Origin of the sequence: Flexivirga oryzae (genome assembly GCF_014190805.1) — a bacterium.
Classification (GTDB): domain Bacteria; phylum Actinomycetota; class Actinomycetes; order Actinomycetales; family Dermatophilaceae; genus Flexivirga; species Flexivirga oryzae.
On record NZ_JACHVQ010000001.1, the window covers coordinates 237,002 to 259,664 of the forward strand.

General features: G+C 68.8%; 21 protein-coding genes and 1 tRNA gene. 17 read left to right on the plus strand and 5 right to left on the minus strand.

The annotated features are described in order from the left end of the window. Positions 1–106 precede the first annotated feature (106 nt). Entirely contained in the window at positions 107–850 is a 744-nt protein-coding gene (locus FHU39_RS01110) for an AfsR/SARP family transcriptional regulator (protein ID WP_183318189.1), read from the minus strand. Between the two features lie 273 nt (positions 851–1,123). On the opposite strand from FHU39_RS01110, the gene FHU39_RS23925 reads away from it, so the two are divergent. After that, complete coding sequence (locus FHU39_RS23925) at positions 1,124–2,380, plus strand: integrase catalytic domain-containing protein (RefSeq protein ID WP_183318191.1); 1,257 nt, start codon at positions 1,124–1,126, stop codon at positions 2,378–2,380. 199 nt (positions 2,381–2,579) lie between these two features. On the opposite strand, the gene FHU39_RS01120 is transcribed toward FHU39_RS23925, so the two are convergent. Next, positions 2,580–2,651: transfer RNA gene (locus FHU39_RS01120), tRNA-Arg, on the minus strand. A 276-nt stretch (positions 2,652–2,927) separates the two neighbouring features. Between FHU39_RS01120 and lysA the strand changes: the two genes are divergently transcribed. From lysA to rho, 5 genes are all read left to right on the plus strand, one after another. Beyond that, positions 2,928–4,292: a diaminopimelate decarboxylase gene (lysA, locus tag FHU39_RS01125; protein ID WP_425484747.1), complete on the plus strand. Its 1,365-nt coding sequence runs from the start codon at positions 2,928–2,930 to the stop codon at positions 4,290–4,292. Positions 4,293–4,300: 8 nt separating this feature from the next. Continuing rightward, positions 4,301–5,590, plus strand: a complete 1,290-nt coding sequence (locus FHU39_RS01130) for a homoserine dehydrogenase (RefSeq protein WP_183318195.1) — start codon at positions 4,301–4,303, stop codon at positions 5,588–5,590. Further along, positions 5,590–6,678 (plus strand): threonine synthase, encoded by a 1,089-nt coding sequence (gene thrC, locus FHU39_RS01135; protein ID WP_183318197.1) that lies wholly within the window; start codon positions 5,590–5,592, stop codon positions 6,676–6,678. Before FHU39_RS01130 ends, thrC begins: the two co-directional genes overlap by 1 nt. A gap of 29 nt (positions 6,679–6,707) precedes the next feature. After that, positions 6,708–7,637, plus strand: coding sequence for a homoserine kinase (gene thrB, locus FHU39_RS01140; RefSeq protein WP_343065683.1), 930 nt, complete (start codon positions 6,708–6,710; stop codon positions 7,635–7,637). A gap of 202 nt (positions 7,638–7,839) precedes the next feature. Then, complete coding sequence (gene rho, locus FHU39_RS01145) at positions 7,840–9,858, plus strand: transcription termination factor Rho (protein WP_183318199.1); 2,019 nt, start codon at positions 7,840–7,842, stop codon at positions 9,856–9,858. 67 nt (positions 9,859–9,925) lie between these two features. Here the strand turns inward: rho and FHU39_RS01150 are convergent, their stop codons facing one another. After that, positions 9,926–11,839: an N-acetylmuramoyl-L-alanine amidase gene (locus FHU39_RS01150; RefSeq protein ID WP_183318201.1), complete on the minus strand. Its 1,914-nt coding sequence runs from the start codon at positions 11,837–11,839 to the stop codon at positions 9,926–9,928. Between the two features lie 95 nt (positions 11,840–11,934). Then, positions 11,935–12,786, minus strand: a complete 852-nt coding sequence (locus FHU39_RS01155; protein WP_183318203.1) for an LLM class flavin-dependent oxidoreductase — start codon at positions 12,784–12,786, stop codon at positions 11,935–11,937. A 451-nt stretch (positions 12,787–13,237) separates the two neighbouring features. Between FHU39_RS01155 and rpmE the strand changes: the two genes are divergently transcribed. From rpmE to FHU39_RS01175, 4 genes are all read left to right on the plus strand, one after another. Beyond that, positions 13,238–13,456 (plus strand): 50S ribosomal protein L31, encoded by a 219-nt coding sequence (gene rpmE / locus FHU39_RS01160; protein ID WP_183318205.1) that lies wholly within the window; start codon positions 13,238–13,240, stop codon positions 13,454–13,456. 90 nt (positions 13,457–13,546) lie between these two features. Continuing rightward, entirely contained in the window at positions 13,547–14,644 is a 1,098-nt protein-coding gene (gene prfA / locus FHU39_RS01165) for a peptide chain release factor 1 (RefSeq protein WP_183318207.1), read from the plus strand. After that, positions 14,641–15,498, plus strand: coding sequence for a peptide chain release factor N(5)-glutamine methyltransferase (prmC, locus tag FHU39_RS01170; RefSeq protein WP_183318208.1), 858 nt, complete (start codon positions 14,641–14,643; stop codon positions 15,496–15,498). Before prfA ends, prmC begins: the two co-directional genes overlap by 4 nt. Positions 15,499–15,520: 22 nt before the next feature. Beyond that, the gene (locus tag FHU39_RS01175; protein ID WP_183318210.1) at positions 15,521–15,859 is read left to right on the plus strand and encodes a DMT family transporter; all 339 of its coding nucleotides are present in this window, start codon (positions 15,521–15,523) and stop codon (positions 15,857–15,859) included. Between the two features lie 313 nt (positions 15,860–16,172). Here the strand turns inward: FHU39_RS01175 and FHU39_RS01180 are convergent, their stop codons facing one another. Then, positions 16,173–16,781 carry a pentapeptide repeat-containing protein gene (locus tag FHU39_RS01180; protein WP_183318212.1) on the minus strand — a complete coding sequence of 203 codons (609 nt, stop codon included), beginning with the start codon at positions 16,779–16,781 and terminating at the stop codon, positions 16,173–16,175. Positions 16,782–16,970: 189 nt separating this feature from the next. Here FHU39_RS01180 and FHU39_RS01185 point away from each other — a divergent pair, with 189 nt between their 5' ends. The 7 genes from FHU39_RS01185 to atpB all read left to right on the plus strand — a co-directional run bounded on the left by FHU39_RS01185 (position 16,971) and on the right by atpB (position 22,659). Beyond that, positions 16,971–17,333: a VOC family protein gene (locus FHU39_RS01185; RefSeq protein WP_183318214.1), complete on the plus strand. Its 363-nt coding sequence runs from the start codon at positions 16,971–16,973 to the stop codon at positions 17,331–17,333. A gap of 207 nt (positions 17,334–17,540) precedes the next feature. Then, positions 17,541–18,347 (plus strand): L-threonylcarbamoyladenylate synthase, encoded by an 807-nt coding sequence (locus tag FHU39_RS01190; RefSeq protein ID WP_183318216.1) that lies wholly within the window; start codon positions 17,541–17,543, stop codon positions 18,345–18,347. Positions 18,348–18,355: 8 nt separating this feature from the next. Then, the gene (locus FHU39_RS01195; RefSeq protein ID WP_183318218.1) at positions 18,356–19,630 is read left to right on the plus strand and encodes a serine hydroxymethyltransferase; all 1,275 of its coding nucleotides are present in this window, start codon (positions 18,356–18,358) and stop codon (positions 19,628–19,630) included. Between the two features lie 113 nt (positions 19,631–19,743). Then, positions 19,744–20,835 (plus strand): MraY family glycosyltransferase, encoded by a 1,092-nt coding sequence (locus FHU39_RS01200; protein WP_183318220.1) that lies wholly within the window; start codon positions 19,744–19,746, stop codon positions 20,833–20,835. A gap of 304 nt (positions 20,836–21,139) precedes the next feature. Then, the gene (locus FHU39_RS24560) at positions 21,140–21,418 is read left to right on the plus strand and encodes an AtpZ/AtpI family protein (RefSeq protein ID WP_221185090.1); all 279 of its coding nucleotides are present in this window, start codon (positions 21,140–21,142) and stop codon (positions 21,416–21,418) included. 72 nt (positions 21,419–21,490) lie between these two features. Continuing rightward, positions 21,491–21,889 carry a hypothetical protein gene (locus FHU39_RS01210; RefSeq protein WP_183318224.1) on the plus strand — a complete coding sequence of 133 codons (399 nt, stop codon included), beginning with the start codon at positions 21,491–21,493 and terminating at the stop codon, positions 21,887–21,889. Then, the gene (gene atpB / locus FHU39_RS01215) at positions 21,886–22,659 is read left to right on the plus strand and encodes a F0F1 ATP synthase subunit A (protein WP_183318227.1); all 774 of its coding nucleotides are present in this window, start codon (positions 21,886–21,888) and stop codon (positions 22,657–22,659) included. Before FHU39_RS01210 ends, atpB begins: the two co-directional genes overlap by 4 nt. Positions 22,660–22,663 lie beyond the last annotated feature (4 nt).

A 22,663-nucleotide genomic window follows, 5' to 3' on the forward strand; every position in this document is an offset into this window, starting at 1 on the left:
TGCCGTCATACCGGCGTGGGCGGGGTGTGCGGCTTGGCGTGACCGGGGCGTCACCCCGGCGTCACCGAGGCGTCACCGATCGACGAGGGGACGGTGCGGGGTGCGGTCAGCCGTGGTTCGCGGAGGACACCAGCTCGGACAGGTGCGGCGAGGGGCGCAGCTGCAGGTTGTCCCAGAGCAACTGGCGGTAGATCTCGTACTGGCGGCGGGCTTCGTAGACGTTGCCCTCCGCGAGGTGCGCGGTGATGAGCAGGTGCTGGGCGCTCTCGCGCAACGGTTCGGCGGCGACGGCCGCTTGGCCGGCGCACACCGCCTCGGCGCCGCGGCCACCGCTGCCCAGCCGGGTGCACAGCGCCTCCAGGGCGTGGACCCGCAGCTGCCGCAACCGTTCCCGCTCGTCACGCAGCCACTCGTCGTCCCAGTCGGGCAACAGCTCCGCGGCCAGCTCGTCGACGTCGGCCGCGTCGACCTCAGCGTCCGGCGCCCGGCTGATCAGTCGTTTGGCGCTGTCGACGACGCGGATGAGGTCGACGCGCACGTCGGGTGCCAGCCAGAGGCTCTCGTCGCAGATCGCCAGCAGCCGATCGCGTTGCGGACCGATCTTCCACAGCGTGCTGCGCAGGTTGGCCATGGCGCGTGGCTGGGTGGTGTCCATCCACAGGGTGTAGGCCACGCTGCTGCGCATCTGCGGGCGTCCGCGCACGGCCAGCAGGGCCAGAACACGCCGGGCGTTGAGGGGGAGAGGCACCATTTGGCCGCTCGCGCGCAGATCGAAGGCACCGAGAAGTCGCAGATCGAAGGACTCGACCTGTTCCGCATCCGGTCTCTCCACCCGGAACTGTGCGGTCAATGCCACCACCTGCTTTGACAGGCCCCCCGCCGGAGACTGCTGTTGGATATCAGGAGGCCTGGTGGGCGCCCGTTGATACCCGGCGGCGAAAACGTCTTCGCCCACTCCCTCGGGGTGTGTGGAGTAGGCGAGTGGCCACTATATCGCCGTTTCGGTGGTCGGAGATAGCCCGCGACGAGACTCACGAAAACTGCCCGCGAAACGCTGACCGTGCCTCACGTAGGAATGCCCGCGAAACGGTGAGCGTGGTGGGGCATGGAAAGTGGGTTGTCGATGACGTCTCGTGCGGAGATCACCACCAGGTATGCCAAGGCGTATGCGAAGGCATCGAAGAAGGACAAGGGGCGGGTGCTGGACCAAGTTGTGGAGGTGACCGGCTGGTCGCGTGACAATGCCCGCCGTCGGTTGACCGCGGCCGCGAAACGGCCCCCGGGTGCTGGCCGGCAGGTCGCCAGGCGGCCGCGGAAACCGCGGGCGGACAAGTTCTCCTACGACGCCCGGGTCGTGCTGCAACGGGTGTGGGCGGCCACCGGCGGCCAGTGCGGCAAGTACCTCGCGGCGTCGATGCAGGTGCAGTTGGATGGGCTGGAACACCATGGCGAGCTGGTCTTCGGCCGTGACCGATACAGCAACGGTGTGCGCCAGGAGCTGCTGGACATGTCGGCCGCATCGATCGACCGGTACCTGGCACCAGTCAGGGCCAAGGACCAGGTGCGGGGACGCTCAACCACCAAGGCGTCGCCGTTGCTGCGGTCCTCGATCAAGATCCGCCGGGCCGGAGATGAGGTCGAGGCCGAGCCCGGGTTCTTCGAAGGTGACACCGTCGCGCACTGTGGCCCTACCTTGAAGGGCGAGTTCGCTCGAACGGTGAACCTGACCGACGTGCACACCGGGTGGGTGTTCACCCGCAGCGTGCGCAACAACGCCCACGTGCACATCCTGTCCGCACTGAAGGCCGGCGTCGAGGAGATCCCGTTCGAGGTAGTCGGGCTCGACTTCGATAACGGCACCGAGTTCCTCAACAAGGCGGTGATCGCCTGGGCCGGGCAGCGGCAGATCTACTTCACCCGGTCCCGGCCCTACAAGAAGAACGACCAAGCCACTATCGAGTCCAAGAACAACCACCTGGTCCGCAAGTACGGGTTCTACTACCGCTATGACACCCCCGAGGAGCGCGCGGTCCTCAACCGGCTGTGGCGGCTGGTCAACAACCGGATGAACTATCTGACTCCGACCAAGAAGCCGACGGGGTTCGGCACCGACCGCAATGGACGACGAACCCGTATCTACGACAAACCGCAAACCCCGTTGGACCGGCTGCTTGCCGCGAACGTCCTTGCACCGCAACAGGTTACTGAACTGATCGCGTACCGAGACTCGCTCAACCCCGCCGAGCTCGGCCGACAGATCGCCGATCTGCAAGCCGTACTGCTCAAGCTGGCCAAGGAGAAAACTGAGCAGCTCTACCTGGCCAGCATCCCCTCCGAGCTACCCGACGTGCGCAAAGGTGTGCGAGTCAAAGCATCCTGACCACCAGACAGGATTTCGCGGGCATTCCTTCCATGAGGCACGGAAAAGCTTTCGCGGGCACCTTGACATGAGGCACCACGGCCCGACGGCGCGACTTACACCCTGTAGAAGGTGCGCCATGGCGCACCTTCTACAGGGTGTAAGCACGGAAACGCCGGAAGGCCCACAAGCCGACGCTCGTGGACCTTCCCTCACAGTGTGCCCCCGGCAGGATTCGAACCTGCGCTCCCGCCTCCGGAGGGCGGTGCTCTATCCCCTGAGCTACGGGGGCGTGCGGCGAACCGCGCGACGCAACGGTACCAGCCGTGGGCGGGCGTTTCGTAATCGGCGCACCTCGACGGGCTCGGCGCACCTCGACAAGCTCGGCGGTCGTAGTTGGCGCACCTCGACAGGCTCGGCGCACCTCGACAGGCTCGGCGCACCTCGACAAGCTCGGCGGTCGTGGCAAGGCTCGGCGGTCGTGGCAGGCTCGGCGACCTCGACGGGCGTGGACGTCCGCCCACCGGCCGGACGAGGGAGTATGACGCCCGCGGCATCCCCGTATCGTGTGTCCGTGACTTCCACGACCACCCGACTCGCGGCTGACGTTTGGCCGAGCGGCCTCACCGAGACGGCCGACGGTGCGCTGTCCCTGCACGGTCATCCGCTGGGGGAGCTGGCCACGAGCTACGGCACGCCGGCATACCTGGTCGACGTGCCCGATCTGCTGGCCCGCGCCCGGTCCTTCCGCGACGAGTTCCGGGCGGCGTTCGAGGCGATCGGGACCACGTGTGACGTCTTCTATGCGGGTAAGGCGTTCCTCGCGACGCCGCTTGCCAAGTTGCTCGACGCCGAGGGCCTCAGCCTTGACGTGTGCACCCGCGGCGAGCTCGCGGTGGCGGCGAAGGCCGGTTTCCCGGGCGCACGCGTCGGCGTGCACGGCAACAACAAGTCGGCCGCCGAGATCGATGCGGCCATCGACTACGGCGTCGGTCGCATCGTCGTCGACTCCCTCGAGGAGATCGAACGGGTGCTCACCGCGGCGCGCAGTCACGGGGTGCGTGTGCCGGTCATGTTGCGCGTCAAGACCGGTGTCGAGGCGCACACCCACGAGTTCATCGCGACCGCGCACGAGGACCAGAAGTTCGGCTTCAGTCTGTCCGGCGGCCAGGCCGCCGAGGCAGCGGCCGAGGTGCTGGAGCACCCGGACGAGTTGCAGCTACTGGGTTTTCACTCGCACATCGGCTCGCAGATCTTCGACTCGGACGGGTTCCGGGTCGCAGCCCAGCGGCTCATCGCGATGCAGCTGCAGATCGCCCAGGAGCACGGCGTCGTGCTGCCGGAGCTCGACCTGGGCGGCGGTTTCGGCATCGCCTACCTGCCCGAGGACGAGCCGCTGGCACCGAAGGACATGGCCACCCAGCTGGCCGCCATCGTGCGGGCTGCGTGCGAGGAGGCGCAGACGCCGGTGCCGCGGGTGTCGATCGAGCCGGGTCGGGCGATCGTCGGGCCGGCCGGCATCACCCTCTACGAGGTCGGCACGGTCAAGCCGGTGCAGGCGACCGACGAGCTGACCCGCACCTACATCTCGGTCGACGGGGGCATGAGCGACAACCCGCGCCCGGCGCTCTACGAGGCGGACTACACCGCGACGCTGGCCAACCGGCCCGGGTCGGCGCAGACGGCGCAGTCCCGTGTGGTCGGCAAGCACTGCGAGTCCGGTGACATCGTCGTGCGCAACCAGCAGCTGCCGCAGGACGTGCGCCCCGGTGACCTGCTCGCGGTCGCCGCGACCGGCGCCTACTGCAGGGCACTGTCCAGTCAGTACAACCACGTCCCGCGGCCGCCGGTGCTCGCCGTCGACGAGGACGGGGTGCGCACCTGGCTGCGGCGCGAGACCATTGACGACCTGTTGTCCCTGGAAGGGGAGTAGAAGAACCCATGGCGGAGCCACTCAAGGTCGCCCTGCTCGGTTGCGGTGTGGTCGGCAGCGCGGTCGCGCGGCAGCTCACCGAGGACGCCGACGACCTCGCGGCGCGGGTCGGTGCACCCCTCGAGCTGGTCGGTGTCGCGGTGCGCGACCTCGACAAGCCGCGGCCCGAATCCGGCGTTCCCACAGAGCTTTTCACCACCGATGCAGAGGACCTCGTCACGCGGGCCGACCTGGTCATCGAGCTGATGGGCGGTCTGGAGCCGGCCCGGTCGCTGCTGCTGCGCGCGATCGAGCACGGCGCCGGCGTGGTCACGGCCAACAAGGCGCTGCTCGGCGCGGACGGTCCGACGCTGTATGCCGCCGCCGATGCGCGCGGCGTCGACCTGTCGTTCGAGGCGTCGGTCGCGGGCGCCATACCCCTGCTGCGTCCGCTGCGCGAGTCGCTCGCCGGCGACGACGTGCAACGCGTCATGGGGATCGTCAACGGCACCACCAACTTCATCCTCGACAAGATGGACCGCACCGGGGCCGCGCTGTCCGAAGTGCTCGCCGAGGCGCAGGAGCTGGGGTACGCCGAGGCCGATCCCACCGCCGACGTCGAGGGGTATGACGCGCAGGCCAAGGCCGCGATCCTGGCGTCCCTGGCGTTCCACACCCGCGTGGCCACCAGCGACGTGCACTGCGAAGGCATCATGGGCGTCACCGCCGAGGACATCCGGGATGCCCGCAAGATCGGCTGCGTCGTGAAGCTGCTCGCGATCTGCGACCGCTCCGCCGACGGGGTCAGCGCCCGGGTCCACCCGACGTTGGTGCCGCGCTCGCACCCGCTGGCCACGGTCCACGGTGCGTTCAACGCCGTCTTCCTGGACACCGCGCTCGCCGGCGAGCTGATGTTCTACGGCCAGGGTGCCGGCGCGCGGCCGACCGCGTCCGCGGTGCTCGGCGACCTGGTGCAAGCGGCGCGGCACCGCGTCGACGGCGGCCACGGCCCACGCGAGTCGGCATACGCCCACCTGCCGATCCTGCCGATCGCCAGCACCCACACCAGCTACTTCATCCGGCTCGACGTGCTGGACCGCCCGGGCGTGCTCGCGCGGGTCGCGAACGTCTTCGGCGAGCACGAGGTGTCGATCGAGAGCATGCGCCAGGGCGTGCGCCGCACCGAGGACGGCCTCGCGTTGCTGCAGCTGGTCACACACCAGGCCACCGACGCCGCGCTCGCCGCGACGGTCGAAGGACTTCGTAAGTTGGACGACGTGCACGACGTGAGCTCGGTGCTCCGAGCGGAAGGACTGTGATGGCAAGGCAATGGCGAGGAGTCATCCGTGAGTATGCCGACCGGCTGCCGACCCTGCAGGGCGCGCCGGTCATCACGCTCGGTGAGGGTGGCACGCCGCTCATCCACGCCGAGTGGCTGAGCAACCACGTCGGTGCCGACGTGCACGTGAAGTACGAGGGGCTGAACCCGACGGGTTCGTTCAAGGACCGCGGTATGACGGCAGCGATCTCGGCGGCCGCGAAGTCGGGGGCGAAGGCCGTCATCTGCGCGTCGACCGGCAACACGTCGGCGTCGGCCGCGGCATACGCCACCAAGGCCGGTATGACGTGCGGCGTCCTGGTCCCCGAAGGCAAGATCGCGATGGGCAAGCTCGCGCAGGCGATCGCCCACGGCGCGCAGTTGTTGCAGGTGGACGGCAACTTCGACGACTGCCTCACACTGGCCCGCAAGCTGGCCGAGTCCTACCCGGTCGAGCTGGTCAACTCGGTCAACCCGCAGCGCATCGAGGGGCAGAAGACCGCTTCCTTCGAGGTGATCGACGTCCTCGGTGACGCCCCCGACATCCACTGCCTGCCGGTCGGGAACGCCGGCAACATCACCGCCTACTGGAAGGGCTACCGCGAATCCGCTGAGTTGCCAACAGGATCCGACGGGCACGCGACGAAGACACCGCGGATGTGGGGCTTCCAGGCCGCGGGTGCGGCACCGATCGTGAAAGGCCATCCGATCGACGAGCCGGAGACCGTCGCCACCGCGATCCGGATCGGCAACCCGGCGTCCTGGAAACAGGCACTCGCCGCGCGTGACGAGTCGTCCGGCCTGATCGACGCCGTCACCGACGAGCAGATCCTGCGCGCGCACCACATCATCTCCAGCAAGGAGGGCATCTTCGTCGAGCCCGGCTCCGCTGCGAGCATCGCCGGGCTGCTGATGATGCACGAGCGCGGCGAGATCCCCGTCGGGGCGACGATCGTGTGCACGGTGACCGGCCACGGGTTGAAGGACCCCAACTGGGCGCTGCGGGACGCCGACGGCCAGCAGGTGCAGCCGACGAAGGTCCCGGTCGATGCCGTGACCGCGGCGCACGCGCTGGGGCTCGAAGGGTGACCGAGGTCGTCGATCTGATGGATTCCGAAGTGTTTTCGCCCGGTACGTCGGTGACGGTCGAGGTGCCGGCGAGCAGCGCGAACCTCGGCCCGGGCTTCGACTCGATCGGTCTGGCCCTGGGCATCACCGACACGGTGCAGGCCACCGTCGCGGGCGAGGGGCTGCAGGTCTGGGTCGCGGGCCACGGCGAGGACACGGTCCCCACCGACGAAGGACACCTCATCTGGCGGTCCGCGCTCGCCATGTGGCAGCGGCTCGGCATCGAGCCGCCGACCGGGCTGGAGTTGCGCTGCTGCAACGAGGTCCCGCACTCGCGCGGTCTCGGGTCGTCCGCGGCCGCGATCGTGGCCGGTCTCGCGACGGCCCTGGCGCTGGTGCGCGGCCGCATCGACAACCCGGCCGCGCTGGCGATGATCTCCGACCTCGCGGGCGAGATCGAGGGTCACCCGGACAACGCCTCGGCCAGTGTGTATGGCGGTCTCACCGTCTCCTGGGCCGACGACGACGGCGCCGGCTGGCGCACGGTGCACCCGCGGGTGCACCCCGACGTGCAGGCCGCCGTTCTGCTGCCGGAGACGACCCTGGCGACCGACAAGGCCCGCGCCGCGCTCGACGACACCGTGTCGTTGTCCGCCGCCGCGTCGACCGCCGGCCGTGCCGCACTGCTGGTGCACGCGCTGACGACGCAGCCCGAGTTGCTGCTGCCGGCCACCCGCGACTGGTTGCACCAGGAGCCGCGGCGGGCGTCATACCCCGAGAGCATGGGGGTCGTCGACCAGCTGCGGGCACGGGGGCTGGCAGCGACGATCTCCGGAGCGGGGCCGGCGGTGCTGGTGCTCGGCACGGGCGATCCGGGCCTCGACGGCGACCGGCTTCCGGCCGGTTGGCGGGTGCTGCGTCCGGGAATTGCCGAAACCGGTGTGCGGGTCGTTTCGCGTTCGGCACCCGCCACGGTGTAGGTTGGTTCTTGCATCGACGGCCCAAGCCGACCGCGTGACAGTTCTGTCCCGGATGTCGATGCCTCACCGCAGTGCTTCACACCGAGCCAATCGGCAGTGTGCGTCGGTGTGATGAGCAGTTGCTTCCTGACGAAGTGACGATTTTTTGGCATACCCCAAATACCGGCGACAGGGCCGGACGAACGAGGGGGAAGGAACCTTCGTGACCGATACGACCGAACTCACCGCGTCGACCACAGCGTCCGCTTCGAGTTCTCGAGGCAACCTGAGCACCATGAAGCTCGACGAGCTCAAGCAGCTCGCCGTCACCATGGGCATCAGTGGCACCTCCAAGATGCGCAAGAGCGACGTTCTCGCCGCCATCCGTGAGCGTGGTGGGGAGAAGAAGCCCGCAGCCGAGGCGACGCAGGCTGCTCCGCGCCGCTCACGCCGGGCGACCTCGGCTCCGGCAGCTCCCGCAGAGGCCGAGCGCACCGAGAGCGCACCCGCGGCCGCGCCGACGGCCGACGCCCCCGCCGAGCGGGCAAGTGCCCCGCAGCAGGACGAGGCGCCCCGCACCGAGCAGGAGACCAAGCCGGACACGGCCGACCAGCAGGCGCGCGACGGCAAGAACGACCGCGACCAGCAGGCCCGCGACGGCGGCGACAAGGGTGGCGAGCAGGACGTCCGGGGGGACAGGTCCGAGCCCGGCAACGCCGACGACAAGCAGCGCGGGGACGACCGCGGCGACCGCCGCGGCAACAACCGCGACAACCGTGACGGCAACCAGCAGGGCGGCCGTGACCGCGGTGACCGTGGCGCCAACGACCGCGGCAGCGACCGCAACGCTGGTGACCGGGACAACCGCCAGGGCGGCAACACCAACCGTCAGGGCAACACCAACCGCCAGGGTGGCGGCAACGACCGGCAGGGCGGTAACGACCGGCAGGGTGGCAACGACCGGCAGGGCGGCAACGACCGCTGGAACGACGACGGTGGCAACCGCAGCCGGCGCCGGCAGCGTGGCCGGGACCGCAAGCGCGGCCGGGGCCGCGACGACTTCGGTGACGTCGACACCCAGGTGCGCGAGGACGATGTCCTGGTGCCCGTGGCCGGCATCGTGGACGTCCTGGACAACTACGCGTTCGTGCGGACCAGCGGCTACCTGCCCGGCCCCAACGACGTCTACGTGCCGCTGGGCATGGTCAAGAAGAACGGCATGCGCAAGGGTGACGCCGTCACGGGTGCGATCCGCGCGCTCCGTGAGGGCGAGCAGCTGCCGAGTCGCCAGAAGTTCAACGCGCTGGTGCGCGTCGACACCGTCAACGGCATGACGCCGGAGCAGGCCAAGGAGCGCGTCGAGTTCGGCAAGCTCACCCCGCTCTACCCGCAGGAGCGGCTGCGCCTGGAGGACGACCCGAAGCACCTGACCAACCGCGTCATCGACCTGGTCGCGCCGATCGGTAAGGGTCAGCGTGGTCTGATCGTCGCCCCGGCGAAGTCCGGTAAGACCATGGTCATGCAGGCGATCGCCAACGCGATCACCACCAACAACCCCGAGTGTCACCTGATGGTCGTGCTCGTCGACGAGCGTCCCGAGGAGGTCACCGACTTCCAGCGCTCGGTCAAGGGCGAGGTCATCTCCTCGACCTTCGACCGTCCGGCCTCCGACCACACCGAGGTCGCCGAGCTCGCCATCGAGCGCGCCAAGCGCCTGGTCGAGCTGGGTCAGGACGTCGTGGTGCTGCTCGACGGCATCACCCGCCTGGGTCGCGCCTACAACCTGGCCGCACCGGCCAGTGGTCGCATTATGTCCGGTGGTGTCGACTCCGCGGCGCTCTACCCGCCGAAGAAGTTCTTCGGTGCCGCCCGCAACATCGAGAACGGCGGATCGCTCACCATTCTGGCGACCGCGCTGATCGAGTCCGGGTCGCGCATGGACGAGGTCATCTTCGAGGAGTTCAAGGGCACCGGCAACTGGGAGCTGCGCCTGTCGCGCCAGCTCGCCGAGCGCCGCATCTACCCGGCGGTGGACGTCAACCAGTCCAGCACCCGCCGCGAGGAGATCCTGCTCGGCCACGACGAGCTGAAGATCATGTGGAAGCTGCGTCGCGTGCTCGCCGCCCTCGACTCCCAGCAGGGCATCGAGCTGCTGCTCGACCGGTTGAAGAAGACCGGCTCCAACACCGAGTTCCTGGTGCAGGTGCAGCAGACCAGCTCGATCAAGATGGACGACGACTGAGCTGTACGTCGGAATGCGCCCCGCGAGTTGTGCTCGCGGGGCGCATTGTCGTTTCAGAGGCGTCCGGCTAGCTGAGCGTGACGTCGCCCGCCTGGACGTACATGACCCGGTGGCCGAAGTAGACCAGGTAGTACTTGGTCTGGCCGACGATGTCGATGTGGTCGTCCGGCGTGGTGATGTCGTAGGTCCACGCCTTGTAGTAGTCGGTCGGGACGTCGGTGTCCGCCACGACATACTCCTGACCGGCGCCCCAGACGTAGCTGAACGGCGACACGCCCTGATCCCAGGACGGGTCGGGGTAGGCGGAGGACTCCGGGTAGGCCCGGCCGTAGACCTGGATGTCGGCACTCGCGGTCGCCTTGCGACCGTGCGTGACCAGCCGCGCGGTGGGTGCCTTCTTCGGGTTGTGGAACCAGGACTTCTGACCGAGGTACCAGATCGCCGTCCAGTCGCCGTACACGCCGGCAACCACGTAGTCCTCACCCGCGGCGGCGCGGGCACCGACGTCCGCCGGTCCCGTTCCGGACGGCGAACCGTCCGGGTGCAGGCCGATGTCCTTGACCAGCGGCGCGCCCTCGTCCGGTTGCTGGTGCAACGTCACGAAGTTGGTGGCCGGCTGCGGCCCGTCGACCACGCAGATCGGCGGGTTGTTGGTGTCGCACCCGGTGACCGTCTGCTCGTTGCCGTCGAATCCGGGCAGGATCCGCACGATGTCGCCGACCGCCAGCTTCTTCTTCGCCCGCGTGCCACGCGACAGTGGCGCGTCGAGCAGGTCGAAGTAGTGCTCCCAGTCCCAGAAGGGGCCCGGATCCCAGTGCATGCTGGGGATCCCGGCGGTCGTGGTCGCCGGCACCTGGTCGTGGCCGATGATGTGCGCGCGGTCGAGCGGGATCTGGTACTCCTTGGCCAGGTAGCTGACCAGCCGTGCCGACTTGCGGTACATCGGTTCGGAGAACCAGGTCGGCCCGGCCGTCGCGTAACCCTCGTGCTCGATGCCGATGGAGTGCGTGTTGACGTACCAGTTGCCCGCGTGCCAGCCGACGTCCGCAGCCTCCAGGTGCTGGGCGATCATGCCGTCGCTGGAGCGCACGGTGTAGTTCCACGCCAGGTAGGTCGCCTCCTGCACCAGGGTGAGCGCCTCGTCGTAGGAGCACTCGGTGTCGTGGATGACGATGGTGTTGAGCGTGGGGGACACCGGCCGGTTGCCGAGGTCGTGGTTGCCGTAGTCGCCCGGGTCGTCGCCGGTCTGCTCGTAGGGCGCCGGCACCCAGTCGACCGGCAGGTTCTTCGGCGCGTCGATCGGGTATGGCGCGGGCTTGCGCCGCTTCTTGGCGGTCTCGACCCGTCGGGTGATGACCGCGCGTTGCGAAGTGACACTGCCGACCTTGGTGGCCTTCAGGTGCAGTTGCACGCCGGAGGTGGCCCGGCTGACCCCGGAGCGCAGGTCGCTGACCACGTCGTCGGCGAAGCTGCGCTGACTTGCCGCGGAGGTGAACCCGCTGGTGGTGGCGACCGCGGCATACCAGGTGCCCGGGTCGGTGTTGGCGCCGACGGCGTGGCCGAGGCTCCGCTGGGCGTCGGCGATGACGGCGGCCGCTCCCATGATGTTGGCGGCGGTGTCGGTGCGCAGGGTTTCCTTGGGCAGCCCGGTGAGCGCGGCGGCCCTGCCGAGCGTGTCGATGACGCGTGCGGCGCTCTTGCCGGCGGCTGCGTCACGGGCGGCCTGGGCGGCGGCACCGTCGATCAGGTGCATCGGGCCGTAGCCGAGGCTGGTGCTCGGGCGGCCTTCGTGGTCGTCCCACCGGGTCTGGCCGTAGGACACTGCGGTCAGCACCGACGCGGGCACGCCGTACTTCTTCGACGCAGCGGTGAACTGATCGTGATCGTCGACGGCGAGCGCGGGCGCGGCGGTGGCAGCCGCCGCGACCGGCACTGCGAGTGCCGCGACCAGGAAATTGCGGCGGGAAAGCGGATGACTCATCGTGACTCCGTGAGTTTCAGGGGGCGATCGGCCCGGGGAGAGCTGACGATTTCACCCTGCCACTGTCGAACGCGTAAATGTTTTTCGGAGAGCAGCTAATTTCGGGGCGGGCCGGCGGTGATCCGTCGGCGCAGTTCGTCGACCGTCTCCGACGTCTCGGGCAGGTCCCACCAGGACTCGACCCACCAGGTCGCACCCGCCGCCTCCCAGTCGGCCGGCCCGCCCTCCACCTCGACGAAACCGTGGTAGGAATCGCCCTCGATCACGAAGTCGTACGGCCGGTCGCCGAGCCCGGCCTCCGCCCGGAAGTCCCGCACCCGCTGCACGATCTCGCCGAACGTCTCGAGGGTGATGCCGGACTGGCCCTCCGCTGCGCGCGCGACGGCGGGGAAGATGCCGTCATACCGCGCCGCACGCGCCAGTGACGGCTGCCGCTGCCGGCCGCGGACCAGTGCGCCGACCAGCCAGATCGGCGGATGCGGGCGCTGCACCGGCGGTGGCGGCGCGAGCTCGGTGACCGGCCGGGCGCTGAAGTGGCGTCCGTCGTAGCTGAACGGCTGCCCGCCGAGCAGGCCGGTGAGTATGTCGAGCCCCTCGTCCAGCCGTTGCGCGCGCACCGCGCGGCCGTCGTCCGGCTCGAACGCCAGCCAGTTGGCGTTGGGCGCCCCCAGTCCGGCGCCGAGGACGACCCGGCCGCCGGACAACCGGTCGACGCTGCCGACGCGCGCCGCCAGATCCCAGGGTCGGTACCGCGGCACGGGAGTGATCAGCGTGCCCAGCCGGATGCGCTCGGTCGACACCGCGGCCGCGGCCAGCGTCGCCCAGGCGTCGTGCCGGAACACCGCCTCCCAGCTGAATACGGCGTCCCAGCCGTGCTCCTCGCCGAGCCGGGCCAGCTCGACGAACTCCAGCTCGGTCGTGTACGGGACGACATATGCGAACCTCATCTCCGGCACGCTAGCCGCAACCTCCGACACACCGCTTGATCGCGCTTGCGGCGACGCGAGCTCTCGGGTGGCGGGACTTCGATGCGCTCCCTCGTACCTCGGTCGCTTACTCAGCCACCGTGGTGTCTCAGCCGCCGCGGTGTCTCGGTCGCGTATTCCGTCGCCGCAGTGCCTCGGTCGCGTACTCCGCCGCCGCCACAGGGGCGGTGGCTGAGTAGGGCGGCGGTGGCTGAGGGGCGCCGAGGAGCGGGGGAAAGCGGCGGTGGCTGAGTAGGGCGGGGGAGCGCAGCGGGGGAGCCCGTATCGAAGTCCCCGCCCCGGGAATATGTTGGGAACGGTTCTCGTTTGGACGTATGGTCTGCCAACTGGCAGAATCTTCGGTTGGCCCACCGGTTCACGCGATCGCACTCAGCGGAGCGACCCGGAGGGCGTGAGATCGCTAGGAGAACCCATGAAGAAGGACATTCACCCGTCCTACGGTGAGACCGTGGTCACCTGCACCTGTGGCGCCACCTTCACCACCCGCAGCACCGCCCCGTCCGGCTCGATCAGCGCCGACGTGTGCTCGCAGTGCCACCCCTTCTACACCGGCAAGCAGAAGATTCTGGACACCGGTGGTCGTGTCGCCCGCTTCCAGGAGCGCTACGGCAAGAAGGCAGCTGCCAAGTAGCTTCTCTGACGCCGGTCCTGACCCATCGCGGTCAGGGCCGGCGTTTGCTTTGTCCCACCATCCACTGCACGAGCCTCCGGGAGGCACCCGATGATCGAGTCAGCGTCAGCAGTCGCCGACGAATACGCCGACCTGGAGCGCCAATTGGCCGACCCCGCCGTGCACGCCGACCCGAAGGCGCTGCGCCGCCTCAACAAGAGGTATGCCGCGCTCGCGCCCACCGTTGCGGCATACCGCGCCTGGACCGCCGCCCGTGACGACCTCGCGGCGGCGCGGGAACTCGCCGCCGAGGACGCGTCGTTCGCCGAGGAGATCCCGGCGCTGGAGGCCACCGTCGACGAGACGGAGGGCAAGCTGCGCACGTTGCTGCTGCCGCGGGACGAGGACGACGACAGGGACGTCATACTCGAGATCAAGGCGGGGGCCGGTGGTGCCGAGTCTGCTTTGTTCGCAGCAGATCTGGTGCGCATGTACCTCCGCTACGCCGAGCACGCCGGGTGGCGTGCCGAGATCACCGACGGCACCGAGTCCGACCTGGGTGGTTACACCGACGTGCGCCTCGCGATCCGGGCGAAGGGGCAGCCCGAGCCGGGGAAGGCGCCCTGGGCGAAGCTGAAGTACGAGGGCGGGGTCCACCGGGTGCAGCGGGTGCCGGTCACCGAGAGCCAGGGGCGCATCCACACCTCCGCGGTCGGCGTGCTCGTGATGCCCGACCTGGACGACGGTGATGAGGAGGAGATCGAGTTCGGGCCGAACGACCTGAAGATCGACGTCTACCGCTCCTCGGGGCCCGGCGGTCAGTCGGTCAACACCACTGACTCCGCTGTCCGGATCACGCACCTGCCGTCCGGGCTGGTCGTCTCCTGTCAGAACGAGAAGTCGCAGTTGCAGAACAAGGAAGCGGCGTTGCGGGTGCTCAAGGCCCGGCTGCGGCAGTTGGCGCAGGAGGAGCGCGACGCCGAAGCGTCCGCGGCTCGGCGCTCGCAGGTGCGCACAATGGACCGCAGTGAGCGGATCCGCACCTACAACTTCCCGGAGAACCGCATCGCCGACCACCGCACCGGTTACAAGTCCTACAACCTCGACGCGGTGCTCGATGGTGACCTGGAGGCGGTCGTGCAGTCCGCGATCGACACCGACGAGGCCGCGAAAATGGCTGCGGTTGCTGAAGGTTCGACCTCAGCGTGAGCAGCGTTCGCTCGCTGCTCGCGTCGGCGACCGAGCGGCTGGCCGCGGCGGGCGTCCCGAGTGCAGCAGCGGATGCGCGTCTGTTGCTGGCCCACGCTTGGGAGGTGTCGGTGGGGGAGTTGCAGCGTCGCCAGGTGCTGGGTGAGGAGCCGGCCGACGTGGTCGAGGCGCAGTTCGGCGAGCTGGTCGAGCAGCGGCTGACACGTGTCCCGTTGCAGCACCTGACCGGATCTGCGCCGTTCCGTGGGCTCGAACTCCGTGTCGGGCCAGGCGTTTTCACTCCACGGCCGGAGACGGAGATGCTGGTCGACCTGGTGCTGTCCGAGCTCGCGGGTCGCGACGACCCGTCGGTGGTGGACCTGTGCACCGGCTCCGGTGCGATCGCACTTGCGATCAAGCACGAGGCGCCGGCCGCATCGGTTGCCGGCGTCGAACTCGACCCGATGGCGCACGCCTGGGCCACCCGCAACGCCGAGCTGCTCGGCCTCGACGTGGCCATCGAGCTCGGCGCGGCCCAGGGGGCTCTCGCCGGCCGCGAGGGGTCACTCGATGTCGTGGTCAGCAATCCGCCGTACATCCCCGTCGGGATGGAGCCGATCGACCCCGAGGTGCGCGACCACGATCCCGAGGTGGCCCTGTATGGCGGGAGCGACGACGGCCTGCGCATCCCGCTCGAAGTCGCGGACCGTGCCGCCGAGCTGCTACGACCGGGCGGCCTGCTCGTGATGGAACACGCTGACAGTCAAGGTGATTCGCTGCCCACAGCACTGGCCCGCCGAGGGTGGTCCGACGTCGCCGATCACACGGACCTGACCGGCCGTCCCCGCGCGGTGACGGCACGCAAGAGCCGCTGAGGCAGGTTCTACCCTTGGCGTCATGACCGGACGCTGGGCGGTGTGGACAATGCTCCTCGGGGCGATCGTGCTGGAGGTGGCCGCGACGTTGAGCCTGCGCGCCTCCGACGGCCTCCGGCAACTGACCTGGCTGATCCCGATCGTGATCGGTTACGGCGGGTCGTTCGTGCTGCTCGCGCAGGTGCTGAAGGAGGGTATGCCGGTCGGCGTCGCCTACGGCGTCTGGTCCGCGATAGGCGTCGTGCTGACGGCGCTGCTCGGCAAGGTCATCTTCAGCGACCCGCTGACCGCGAGGATGGGGCTCGGCATCGTGCTGGTCATCGGTGGTGTCGTGCTGCTCGAGAGCGAGTCCGCCCACTGAGGATCGCGTCGGCCGAGTAAGTGGCGAGCGCATCGAGGTGGCCGAGCAGCCACCCTGCGGTGGCCGAGCAGCGGAGCAGCCACCCTGCGGCGGCCGAGCAGCGGAGGAGCCACCTTGCGGTGGCCGAGCAGCGGAGGAGCGAAGCGGGGGAGCGTGTCGAGGTCCCGCCGGTCACCTCGACAAGCTCGGCGACCTCGACCCTCAGCTCGGCGACCTCATCTGCGGTGGCCGAGCAGCGGAGCAGCCACCCTGCGGTGGCCGAGCAGCGGAGGAGCGAAGCGGGGGAGCGTGTCGAGGTCCCCGCACCACGGGGTCAGGCGTTGTCGACGACCGTCACCCCGGACAGCTCGATGACGATGTCGCGGGCCTGCTCGGTCGTGATGATCGCGCCCTGCATCGCGCGCAACCGGTTCAGGTCGCACGGCCCGAGAGCCGCACCCCGCAGGTCGGCACCGTCGAGCTTCGCCTCGTGGAGGTCCGCGTGGATCAGCTCGCAGCCGTCGAAGATCGATGAGCGCAGGTCGGCGCCGCGCAGCACGGCCTCGGTGAACCGGCAACCGGTCAGGTCGGTGTGCGAGAGGATCGCTCCGGCCAGGTTGGCCGCGAACAGGTTGCAGCGCTGCAGCGCGAAGCCCAGCCCGCGGGTCTGTGGCATCGCCGCCCCCATCAGGCGGCAGCCGGTGAAGGTCGCGCCGCCGAGTGCTGCACCGTCCAACCGGATCCCGTCCAGCAGACAGTCGGTGAACGTCACCTCGGTCAGGTCGGCGTCACGCAGGTCGGCGTGCCGCAGATCGCACCGGACCAGGGTCAGCGCGTCTGTGGCGGACGCCAGCACCTCGCGCAGCGCCGGCCCGTCATACACCTCGTCGATGAGCTCCACGGGCACCGAGTCTGTCAGCCGCCGGTGACGCCCGGCGTCCACCGGTCGCACCCTCCGGCCGAGAGGACACAAAACACACCGACAGGACACGAAAACTCCGGTCCGAGAGCCGAGCACGGGCCCAATTTCGTGTCCGCTGGATGCGTATGTTGTCCTCTCGGTGAGAGGGGTCTCGCCGGGGTCCGGCCGGCGACGAGGGGCGGTGTCAGTGGGCGTGGGTAGCGTCGGTCCATGGCTATCGCACGCACACCCAACCTGGTGATCGACTGCCCCGACCCGGGGCGACTCGCGACGTTCTACGGCACCCTGCTCGACTTCGAGGTCAAGGTCGACGACGACAACAGCTGGGCGGAGATCCGCAGCGAGTCGTGGCCGCCGATCAGCTTCCAGCAGGTCGCCGGCTACCGTCCGCCGCAGTGGCCAGGGCAGGAGCACCCGCAGCAGATGCACCTTGACGTGGTCGTCGACGACCTCGACGCCGCGGAGGGTCCGACGATCGAGCTGGGTGCGACGAAGTGCCAGGAGCAGCCGGGTACGACGTTCCGGGTCTTCCTCGACCCCGCGGGGCATCCGTTCTGTCTGTGTAACTGTTGAGGCCGGTGCGCGGTCATTTCGATACGGTCTCCTCCGCTGCGCTCCTCCGACCTACTCAATGAGCGCGGCGGCCTCAATGAGCGCGGGTTTGCTGCTCCGACCTACTCAATGAGCGCGGCGGCGCTTCTCCGGGTTGCTCAATGAGCGCGGGTTTGCTGCTCCGACCAGGTCAAGTCACGTGCAAGCGATCTGACAGACTTAGCTCCCGTGAGCCCAGTCTTCGATTGCAATGTCCCCCAGACGCGCGACGAAGGCATCAGCACAGCGGCCGAGGCGATCTTCCGCGGCGAATGCGTCGTCATGCCGACCGACACGGTCTACGGCATCGCCGCCGACGCCTTCAACCCGACGGCGGTGGCACAGCTGCTGGAGGCCAAGGGCCGTGGGCGGGAGATGCCGCCGCCGGTGCTCGTCCCCTCGCGGCAGACTGTCGACGGGCTGGCGATGGCCGTTCCGTCATACGCCGGACGCCTGATGGACGCGTTCTGGCCGGGCGGGCTGACCCTCGTCTTCCGGGCGCAGCAGTCGCTGGCCTGGGACCTCGGCGACACCAACGGCACCGTCGGTCTGCGGATGCCCGACGACGAGATCGCGATCGCCCTGCTGGAGAGCACCGGCCCGCTCGCCGTCAGCTCGGCCAACCGCACCGGCAAACCGTCCGCCACGACGGTGACCGAAGCCGGTTTCATGCTCGGGCACTTCGTCGACATCTACCTGGACGGCGGCGAGCGGAACACCAACGCCGCGTCGACCATCCTGGACTGCACCAAGGCCGACCCGGTCGTGCTGCGCGAGGGGACGATCAGCAACGAGGAGCTGCAGCGGGTCCTCGGCGACGTCGAGCTGATCACCGGGCGCGCGATCAACTCCCTGCCCGACGACGAGCCGGTCGACCTCACCAAGCCCGACGAGCCCGCGGATGCGGACGACGAAGCCGCCACGCCCGTCGACCTCGGCAAGAACGCCGCCGAAACCCCCGAGAACCAGCCCGATGACCACCCCGACGACGAATAGGTGACGCCATGACCACTCCCTTCTACGGCCCGGACTTCGACGGGCTGCAGCAGTTCGACCCCGACATCGCCGGGGTCCTGCTCTCCGAGCTGGACCGCATCCGCGGCGGCCTGCAGCTGATCGCCAGCGAGAACATGTCCAGCCCGCAGGTCATCACGGCACTGGGCTCGACGCTCACCAACAAGTACGCCGAGGGCTACCCGGGGCGCCGCTACTACGGCGGGTGCGCGGAGGTCGACAAGGCCGAGACGCTCGCGATCGAGCGCTGCAAGGCGCTGTTCGACGCCGACCACGCCAACGTCCAGCCGCACTCCGGTGCCAGCGCCAACCAGGCGGTGTACGGCGCCTTCACCCAGCCCGGCGACACCGTCCTGGCGATGGCCCTGCCGATGGGCGGCCACCTGACCCACGGCGCCAAGGTCAGCTTCTCCGGCAAGTGGTTCAACGCCGTCCACTACGGCGTCGACAAGGAGACCGAGGACATTGACTACGCCGAGGTCGAGCGGCTTGCCAAGGAGCACAAGCCGAAGATCATCCTCGCCGGCGGTTCGGCGATCCCGCGGCTGATCGACTTCGAGTTCTTCCGCAACCTGGCCGACGAGGTAGGCGCGATCTTCTGGGTCGACGCCGCGCACTTCATCGGTCTGGTCGCCGGCAAGGCCATCCCCAGCCCGGTCCCGTATGCCGACGTCGTGTCCTTCACCACCCACAAGGTGCTGCGCGGCCCGCGGGCCGGCGCGATCGTCTGCAAGGAGGAGCACGCCAAGGCCATCGACAAGGCCGTCTTCCCGATGATGCAGGGCGGCCCGCAGATGCACTCGATCGCCGCGAAGGCGGTCAACTTCAAGGAGTGCGCGACCCCGGAGTATGCCGACTACGCCAAGCAGGTCATCGCCAACGCCCAGCAGCTGGCGACCTCGCTCGGTGAGCACGGCATCCGCCCGACGACCGGCGGCACCGACACCCACCTGTCGCTGCACGACCTGCAGGGCATCGGGGTCGCCGGCGCCGACGCCGAGAAGCGCGCCGACGCGGCGGGCATAGTGCTCAACAAGAACGCCATCCCCTTCGACCCGGCCAAGCCGAACATCGCCTCCGGCATCCGCGTCGGCTCGCCCTGTGTCACCACCCAGGGCATGGGCATCGAGGAGATGAAGCTGATCGCCGACCTGATCAACACCGCGATCACCAAGGGTGACGGCGACCCGGAGCACCCGGTCGCGAAGGAGGTGCGCGGTCAGGTCACGGAGCTGGTCGAGCGCTTCCCGGCGTACCCTCGCTGAGTCAGATCCCCGCGGCGGCCACGGCCGCCGCGGGCAGGGTCTCGATACGGCCTCGCCTATCGGCTCGGCCCACTCGACCAGCTTGAAACCGAAACGAAGGACTTCGCCCCGCCGTGCGTGAATACCTGCTGATCGCGATCGTGGCGGCGGCGATCACCTTCATCACCACACCGGCCATCCGGTGGGCGGCGGTGCGTTGGAACGCCGTCACGCCGGTGCGCGGTCGCGACGTGCACACGGTGCCGATCCCGCGGCTGGGCGGCGTCGCGCTGCTCGTCGGCTTCGGCGCCGCCATCCTGGTGGCGCGGCAACTGCCCTACCTGGGCCACCGGATCAACTTCTCGAGCCTGCTGTGGGTGCTGGCGGCCGCGGCGATCGTCACCGCGCTCGGCGCGATCGACGACCTGCGCGAGCTGGATCCGCTGACCAAGGTGGCCGGCACAATCGTCGCAGCGCTGGTGATGTCGGTGCTCGGGGGAGTGCAGCTGCTCTTCCTGCCGATCCTGGGCACCGCCACCTACTTCCCGCAGTCGGTGTTGTTCGGGCTCACCGTCCTCGTGGTCATCGCGACCACCCAGGCGGTCAACTTCGCCGACGGCCTGGACGGCCTCGCGGCGGGCACGACCGCGATCGCGGCGACGGCGTTCTTCATCTGGAGCTACTCCTCCCGGCAGGACTTCGGCCCGGACGTCTTCACCCTGGCCACCTTCATCTCGGCGGCGATCGTCGGATGTTGCCTGGGCTTCCTGCCGCACAACTTCCACCCCGCGAAGCTCTTCATGGGCGACGCGGGGTCGTTGTTGCTCGGGTTGTTGCTGTCGGCGGCGCTCATCTCGTTCACCGGCAACTTCGACCCGTCCGCCGACCAGGGGCAGCGGTCCCAGGTCGCGATCCTGCTGCCGATCGCCCTGCCCGTGCTGGTCCTGGCCCTGCCGGTGCTCGACGTCGTGCTGGCGTTCGTGCGGCGGGGCGGTAGGTTCTGGCGACCCGACAAGAAGCACCTGCACCACCGGCTGATGCGGATGGGTCACCCGCACCGCCAGGCGGTGCTGCTGCTCTACCTGTGGTCGGCGTCGGTGTCGGGCGGGGTGCTCTCGTTCAACTTCCTGTCCACGAAGCTGGCGACCGCGGTCCTGGTGGGGCTGGTCCTGCTGTGTCTCGTGCTGACCCTCGGACTGCCCCGGCTGACCCGTCAGCGGGCCTGACGCCGGACCTGACACCGGGGCCCCTCACGAGGGGTCGGGAAGAGGCCCGAATACCCCCGATTTCCTTCCAATCAGGTGCTTGTGATAGCTTTCACAAGGAGGTTGAGGGACTCGTTCGACCCAGTCGGACGGCGTCGAGACACCGCTCGGACGTCACCCGAGGCGGCCTGTCGACAAGACCTGAGCCTTGCCCTGTTCCGCTGTCTGATGGGACCCACGACAATGGCGAGCACGACGCCTTCCGACCGCCCCCGGCCGGTCCGTCGTCCCCGGCGTCCCCGCTTCGACCAGGATGCGTTCTGCAGTGAGTCCCGATGACCGAGAGCTGCCTGGCCTGCAGTTGCGGGAGCTGGTTGGTATCGGCGGCGTCGCAGTCGGTAGCATCGTGCTCGGCACGCTGGTCGGTCTCTGGCTCGACAACGATCTCGGGACGATGCCGATCCTCACTCTCTGTGGGCTCGCGCTCGGGATCCTCGGAGCCGGCTTTCTCTCGTGGCGCCGGATCCGGCTGTTCCTTCGTGCGGGGGACCCTCCTGCGAACTGGGGACCCGAGACTTATGACGACGACGATGACGACAACTAGGCTGGCCGGACTGCAACCGGGGCGACGACCCCTGGCGTCAGCGACGACGCACATCGGAAGGACGGGCGCGGTATGAGCGAGAACCACGCGCTGAAGGTGCTGCACAACCAACGCCGGGTGATCATCCTGGCGGGGATCCTGGCGGCGGCCTCCATCTATCTCTCGGCCGTCTTCGGCCACTGGCCGGTCGGCATCTTCATCTCGATCGGCATCCTCCTCGCCCTGGGCAACCAACTGTTCACCGAGCTCTCGGTGCTGCGGGCGGTCGAGTCCGGTGAGGAGTTCTCCAAGAAGCAGTACGGCTCGGCCTCGTTGGTCCGGCTGATGGGCATCACCATCGTCGCCGCCATCGTGTGTGTTGTGTTCTGGAAGTCGGGTGGCGCCGCCGTGCTCGGCGGTCTTGCCGGCTTCCACATGATCGTTCTGATGGCAGTTGCGCTGCCGCTGATGAAGGAGCTCAAGAAGGTATGACGCACCTCGCCACCGAGACGGAGATCAACCCGGGGCACCACATCACGTTCCAGGCGTTCGGCATGACCTTCAATGCCGACACCATCTGGTCGACCGTGATCGCGGGGTTGATCGTCATCGCCCTGGGCCTCTACATGGTCCACAAGATGGGCGACAAGGTCCCGTCCAAGATCCAGCTGGCCTGGGAAGGCCTGGTGCAGACGGTCACCAAGCAGGTCGAGGACTCACTCGGGCGGGTCAACCCGTTCGTGATCCCCCTGGCGATCACCCTGTTCGCGTTCATCCTGATCTGCAACTGGCTCGAGATGATCCCGACCGACGACAAGCTCGTGTCGCCGACCGCGGACGTCAACCTGACCTACGCGATGGCGATCTTCGTGATCATCGGCGTGCACATCCACAGCGTGCGCGAGCGGGGGATCGGCGGCTACATCAAGCACTACTTCCAGCCCTATCCGATCCTGTTCCCGCTGAACCTCATCGAGGAGATCACCAAGCCGGTCACGCTCGCGCTGCGACTTTTCGGCAACATCTTCTCCAGCGGCATCATGATCGCGATGATCGCGCTGTTCCCGACATACATCCTGTGGGGACCCAACGTCGTCTGGAAGTTGTTCGACCTGTTCATCGGACTCATCCAGGCCTTCATCTTCGCGCTGCTGACCATCCTCTACTTCGGTATGGCGAGCGAGCACCACGAAGAAGGACACGAGAGTGCCGCAGCCACTGCGGACGAGAAGGAAGACGTCGCGACCCCGGCCGCTGCGTGAGCAC

Excerpts from the sequence above, each read along its gene's own strand:
- FHU39_RS23925 (WP_183318191.1), top strand. The coding sequence starts at position 1,124 with ATGACGTCTCGTGCGGAGATCACCACCAGGTATGCCAAGGCGTATGCG.
- FHU39_RS01130 (WP_183318195.1), top strand. The coding sequence starts at position 4,301 with ATGGCGGAGCCACTCAAGGTCGCCCTGCTCGGTTGCGGTGTGGTCGGC.
- thrC (WP_183318197.1), top strand. The coding sequence starts at position 5,590 with ATGGCAAGGCAATGGCGAGGAGTCATCCGTGAGTATGCCGACCGGCTG.
- FHU39_RS01150 (WP_183318201.1), bottom strand. The coding sequence starts at position 11,839 with ATGAGTCATCCGCTTTCCCGCCGCAATTTCCTGGTCGCGGCACTCGCA.
- FHU39_RS01155 (WP_183318203.1), bottom strand. The coding sequence starts at position 12,786 with ATGAGGTTCGCATATGTCGTCCCGTACACGACCGAGCTGGAGTTCGTC.
- rpmE (WP_183318205.1), top strand. The coding sequence starts at position 13,238 with ATGAAGAAGGACATTCACCCGTCCTACGGTGAGACCGTGGTCACCTGC.
- prfA (WP_183318207.1), top strand. The coding sequence starts at position 13,547 with ATGATCGAGTCAGCGTCAGCAGTCGCCGACGAATACGCCGACCTGGAG.
- FHU39_RS01175 (WP_183318210.1), top strand. The coding sequence starts at position 15,521 with ATGACCGGACGCTGGGCGGTGTGGACAATGCTCCTCGGGGCGATCGTG.
- FHU39_RS01185 (WP_183318214.1), top strand. The coding sequence starts at position 16,971 with ATGGCTATCGCACGCACACCCAACCTGGTGATCGACTGCCCCGACCCG.
- FHU39_RS01195 (WP_183318218.1), top strand. The coding sequence starts at position 18,356 with ATGACCACTCCCTTCTACGGCCCGGACTTCGACGGGCTGCAGCAGTTC.
- FHU39_RS01210 (WP_183318224.1), top strand. The coding sequence starts at position 21,491 with ATGAGCGAGAACCACGCGCTGAAGGTGCTGCACAACCAACGCCGGGTG.
- atpB (WP_183318227.1), top strand. The coding sequence starts at position 21,886 with ATGACGCACCTCGCCACCGAGACGGAGATCAACCCGGGGCACCACATC.